Here is a 5,105-nt window from a genome sequence, read left to right as displayed (position 1 = left end):
CTGGAACTGGGGGTAACAGGAAGCGCTTATTTTTCGGAAGACGGAGACACCGATTTTTTTGCAGGTCTTATCCTCGATAATACCCTTAGTCTTATTGAAAACAAGCTCGTTCTTAATCCTACTTTCAGATTAAATACCGGCTCGCAGTATTTTTACCAGGAATATTACCAAACCAGCCGACTGGGAAACCGAAAGGGGAAAAATGCCATGCAGCAGCCGGTTCCGGCTCAGACAATAGAAGTGGAGGAAGCTTCAAATTTCAATTTGCTTTCTGTGGAACTAAGTCTCCCTGTGTATTACTATCATAATCATTTTATTTTTTCTTTCAGACCTCATCTGGCATTTCCGCAGGGGGAGAGCAGGATCATTACCCCGGATGCCGTGTATGAAGAAACTTTGGATGATGTTTTTTATTTTTCAGTAGGGATAGGCTACTGGCTTATTCCGTAGCACCTGTCTATTAAAATATTCGGGCTGGTTGAATTTTCTGCTTATTTTTTGAGAAATGCTGCTTATGTTTTCTCTTGCGTCATAAAATTATGTGAAAGCCGCGGGACTAAGTCTGTATTGGTTTAAAACTTCTTAGCTTTAAAATTCTTTTTTAATGAAACCAGAATCTAAATTATGAGTAATCAAAAATCTTATCAAGTCGAACCGATTCATCAGGACACTTACCTGGCAAACGGAGAATTAATTAAATGGGAAGGAAAGAAAGATGAGGTTTATTCTACTATCTCTTCTTCTGAAAGCTACAGTAAAACCCGTTTAGGCACGGTGCCGCATATGGATGAGGCTACTGCCCTTGAAGTGTTGGAGCACGCATGCAATGCTTACGATAAAGGCAAAGGAGAATGGCCTACCGCAAAGGTTGCCGAGCGGGTTAAGAGCATGACGAAATTCGTTAAGCTTATGGAAAAAGAACGGGAGACCGTGGTGAAATTCCTGATGTGGGAAATAGGAAAATCTCTGCCAGATTCTGAAAAGGAATTCGACAGGACGGTGGAATATATATACGACACGATAGAAGATTATAAGCAGCTGGATCGCGACAGTGCTAATTTTCAGAAGCGGGATAATGTGCATGCACATATTAGGCGGGGACCATTGGGAGTGGTTCTATGTTTAGGTCCCTATAACTATCCTTTAAATGAAACTTTCGCTTTGCTAATTCCTGCACTTATTATGGGAAATACGGTGATCTTTAAACCTGCCAAGCACGGGGTACTATTATTATCTCCTTTGCTGAAGGCTTTTCAGGAAAGTTTTCCGAAAGGCGTGGTAAATATCATTTACGGCCGGGGAAGAGAAGTGGCAGCACCCATTATGAAAACGGGGAGGATAGATGTGCTGGCATTAATTGGCAACAGCAAATCGGCCATTGCCTTGCAAGACCAGCATCCGCATAAGAACAGGTTGAGACTGGTGCTTGGACTCGAGGCTAAAAACCCTGCGATCATATTGCCCGATGCTGATCTGGACCACACCATTGAAGAATGCCTTTCAGGGACATTATCCTTTAACGGGCAACGTTGTACCGCCTTGAAGATCATCTATGTTCACGAAGATATAAGAGAGGAATTCAATAAGCGTTTTGCTGAAAGGGTAGACCAGTTGAAATTCGGAAATCCCTGGGATGATGGGGTAAAGCTAACACCTCTGCCAGAACCGGATAAACCCAAATATATCACCGAATTAATAGAAGACGCCAAGGAAAAAGGAGCAAAGATCCTGAATGAAAAAGGAGGTAAGGTAATAGACAACTATATCTTCCCGGCAGTGCTTTACCCGGTGACCGAGGAGATGCGGGTGTATCAGGAAGAACAGTTTGGGCCCGTGATTCCGGTAAAATCTTTTACTTCTATAGAGGATTTGCTTAACGAGATAGCCGATTCCAATTACGGACAGCAGGTCAGCCTCTTCGGAAAGGATGTACATCAGCTTGCACCACTAATCGATACTATGGTAAACCTGGTTTGCCGTGTTAATCTAAATTCGGCCTGCCAGCGAGGACCAGATGTATTCCCGTTCACCGGAAGGAAAGATTCGGCAGTGGGTACCCTGAGCGTGCACGATGCTCTGCGATCTTTCTCAATAAGAACCTTTGTGGCATCCAAGGACAACGAGTATAATAACAAAATACTACAGGAGCTTGTTTCCGGTAAAGAATCCAACTTTGTGAGTACGGATTATATTCTTTAGAATCGGTTCCCGGTTATAGGTTTTCGATTGGGAACTCCCGGGTTGAGTCTGACGACTAAATTTTCTAAAAATGTTTAGAGGTTTGGGTTAAGATATGTTAAGGCTGTTCGGGATTATCTGATCGCGTTATATCTTGCTTAAAAATTAGAGCGATGGATAGATTTAAGATATTAAATATCACAATGATCCTAACACTGTTTACGGCCTGTGGTTCCGGAAACCTTTCCGAATCAAATGGGACTAATCCTAAATCCCAGACCATAAGTATTTTGCATACTAATGATATCCATGGGAACTATATGCCTTTTAAGACCACTACCGGTAGTGCGACTTCTCAAACCGGAGACCCGGGGAGAGATACGCTTATAAATTTTGAAAAAGAGGCCGAAATAGGTGGGTTTGCGGTTTTGGCTACTGCCGTAAAGGAAATAAGGAATTCCAGGGGAAAGGAAAACGTGCTTCTGTTTGATTCAGGCGACACCTTTAGCGATGATCTTTTAGGGAATTTAACCGAGGGAGAAGCGGTGATCCAAATGATGAAACAATTGGAATACGATTATATGGCCCTGGGGAATCATGATTTCGACTACGGAAGGGAGCGCACGGAAGAACTTATGAAGCTCGCGGGATTTCCTTTTGGAGGAGCAAATATCACAGACAAGCGAACCGGGAAAAGCATCTTTGATAATCCTTATATTATCAAGGAATTTCAGGGGGTTAAAATCGCCATACTTTCCCTTGGTTATCACAACACCCATCTTACCGGGAACCGGGATAATATGAAAGATCTGGAATTCCGCAGGGGGAATGAAGTGATAAAAGAATATTTGCCGGAACTTAAGCAAAATGCCGATATCATTGTGCTGCTTTCCCACCAGGGTACTGCTATTGACAGGCTTACCGCAGAGGAATTCAGTGATATCGATCTTATTATTGGGGGACACAGTCATGATGTGATCGCAAAACCTGAAAAGATCAATAACACCTATATGGTACAGGCAATGGCCGATGCGGCCACCCTGGGTGAGATAAGTCTGAATATTACCGGCAAGGAACTCACAGGGGTAGAGGCACAAAATCACTTTCTATGGCTAAGCGATTATGAAAAGGATCCTGAGATGGAGGCCCTAATCACTCGTTTTCGCGAACCCCACCGGGAACATCTGGAAGAAAAGATCGCTACAGCTATCGATGTGATAGACAGGCAGTATAAAAGTGAGAGTGCTTTTGAAAAGCTTGTGGGGAACTTGTTACGTAAGGAATATGATGCTGATATTTCTTTTCAACCCGGAGTTGGCTACGGAGTTTCCTTACACGGAGAAGTTACCCGCGAGCAGTTGTATCGACTCATTCCTCATTCTCCCAAAGTGGCCACCCTTAGTCTTACAGGTGAACAGGTAAAAGCTACCCTGGAGCAAACTGCCGCGAACCAGAAGCCTCTGGATAAATATGAAGTGGTGGGAGGTTTGTTGCAAAGCAGCGGAGTGAGTTACACCCTGGACTATGCTAAACCTTTAGGTAATCGCATCAGCAACGTGAAAGTGAACGGGGAGGAGTTACTGCCGGAGAAAGAATATAACATTGTGACCCACACCGGAATGCTTAACGGTCTTCATCGATACGATGAATTAGGAAAGGGGAAAAACACCGAGAAGAAAGATATTCAGTTAAATGAATTTACGGTTGAGAAATTCAAGGAGCTCGGGGAACTTAAACTTCCTGAGAATATGGGAGAAGTGACCATTAAAGGGAAATAGGTTGGTCTGTTTAGTTGTAGGTTCCCAGTTTAACTGATTTTATCGCCATTTTTCAGACTTTTAGCGAAGCTCTGAAGCCTCGTGAGGCGTAATAGGATTCTGCGCCATTATGGTAAAGGAAAACGGTGTCATATCGTTTGTCACAGAAAAGGGCTCCACCCAGTTCCCTGATGTTTTCAGGGGTATTTACCCAGCTGGAGGTTTTGGTATCAAAATCTCCGAATTGTTGTAGTTGCCGGTATTGGTATCTGGAAAGTATTTCCACACCCATTTCATCAGCCAGGTCCATCCATCTGGTATAATGAACTGAGTTTCTCATCATGAGCTTCTTTAAGTCGGTTTTCTACGGAAGTCCACTTAATTCCTTTATGACGCTCGGGGTGAGCCTCGAAACGCTGTTTCAGGGTTTTTAGGAATTCGTCTTTTTCTTTTTCTGAAAGTTTAGTCTTGTTCATAATTCAGAAGGTTTTTATTAATTGAAAAAGTTTCAATTTCCCTGTCCCTAATTATAAATAGTCTATGAATTTACTACTTTTTATTTGTAATGGCCCCTGCGATAATTAACACGTAAAAGCTTATTGCCAGCCCAAATAAAATCCATCAGGTCATAATAATCCTATTTATGGTTTACAAAACATCAACACAAGATAATAAATTCATATTCAATTGATTGTGTTATCGATTTTCTGTTTCCGGCGTCAGAAAAGCGTGATAAAACTTTGCCCCTGCCATTTGGTGTGAGCGTAATATATTCATTTTTTTAAATCCAAAAGAAAGCAACTCCCGTACCTTATTTTTTGTCGTTACAGATCATTTTGATAACACAAGCAAAGGAGTTTGCGCCCGGTATATCAGTTCATTAATCGTAAATTTTCTGAAAAGCTTATCGGTAAGCGTGCGGGATCCCTGTTGAAGCACTAAGAATGAATTATGGCTTTGCTTCATTTTCTCCCTTAAGGCAGAGGTAGCATCATTTCCCCGGTATATCTGAATTTCAGGCTTAAAACTTTTGTATTCGGTTTGTATTTTTAAAAGATGTTCCCTGGCTGGCTGCTCCTCTTCAGTTTCTTTTAGAAAAGTGAAGAATTCAACTTCCTTTACATTATTTTCAAGTGTCGTTAATACGGTGTTCAAATGCTCCCTGTTTAA

At 42.1% G+C, this 5,105-nt stretch carries 5 protein-coding genes and 1 pseudogene; 3 read left to right on the top strand and 3 right to left on the bottom strand.

The window, feature by feature from the left end; genetic code table 11:
* The 3 genes and pseudogenes from ACESK1_RS11855 to ACESK1_RS11845 all read left to right on the top strand — a co-directional run.
* A pseudogene (locus tag ACESK1_RS11855) lies at nucleotides 1–450 on the top strand (hypothetical protein); the annotation flags it as partial.
* Nucleotides 451–624: 174 nt separating this feature from the next.
* The gene (locus tag ACESK1_RS11850) at nucleotides 625–2,199 is read left to right on the top strand and encodes an NADP-dependent glyceraldehyde-3-phosphate dehydrogenase (protein WP_372920390.1); all 1,575 of its coding nucleotides are present in this window, start codon (nucleotides 625–627) and stop codon (nucleotides 2,197–2,199) included.
* A 152-nt stretch (nucleotides 2,200–2,351) separates the two neighbouring features.
* Nucleotides 2,352–3,956, top strand: coding sequence for a bifunctional UDP-sugar hydrolase/5'-nucleotidase (locus ACESK1_RS11845; protein WP_372920389.1), 1,605 nt, complete (start codon nucleotides 2,352–2,354; stop codon nucleotides 3,954–3,956).
* A 52-nt stretch (nucleotides 3,957–4,008) separates the two neighbouring features.
* Here the strand turns inward: ACESK1_RS11845 and ACESK1_RS11840 are convergent, their stop codons facing one another.
* The 3 genes from ACESK1_RS11840 to ACESK1_RS11830 all read right to left on the bottom strand — a co-directional run.
* Entirely contained in the window at nucleotides 4,009–4,275 is a 267-nt protein-coding gene (locus ACESK1_RS11840; RefSeq protein WP_372920388.1) for a DUF4256 domain-containing protein, read from the bottom strand.
* Complete coding sequence (locus ACESK1_RS11835) at nucleotides 4,232–4,411, bottom strand: DUF4256 domain-containing protein (protein WP_372920387.1); 180 nt, start codon at nucleotides 4,409–4,411, stop codon at nucleotides 4,232–4,234. The genes ACESK1_RS11840 and ACESK1_RS11835 overlap by 44 nt, the downstream gene beginning before the upstream one ends.
* Before the next feature lie 355 nt (nucleotides 4,412–4,766).
* The coding region (locus ACESK1_RS11830) for a hypothetical protein (RefSeq protein WP_372920386.1) at nucleotides 4,767–5,105 on the bottom strand (339 nt) is incomplete at its 5' end.

Origin of the sequence: Salegentibacter sp. (assembly GCF_041642575.1) — a bacterium.
GTDB lineage: Bacteria > Bacteroidota > Bacteroidia > Flavobacteriales > Flavobacteriaceae > Salegentibacter.
Note: the sequence above shows the minus strand (reverse complement) of the source record. Positions and strands in the feature narration are given on the sequence as shown.

Coding starts and splice junctions, on each gene's coding strand:
- ACESK1_RS11850 (WP_372920390.1), top strand. CDS start 625: ATGAGTAATCAAAAATCTTATCAAGTCGAACCGATTCATCAGGACACT.
- ACESK1_RS11845 (WP_372920389.1), top strand. CDS start 2,352: ATGGATAGATTTAAGATATTAAATATCACAATGATCCTAACACTGTTT.
- ACESK1_RS11840 (WP_372920388.1), bottom strand. CDS start 4,275: ATGAGAAACTCAGTTCATTATACCAGATGGATGGACCTGGCTGATGAA.
- ACESK1_RS11835 (WP_372920387.1), bottom strand. CDS start 4,411: ATGAACAAGACTAAACTTTCAGAAAAAGAAAAAGACGAATTCCTAAAA.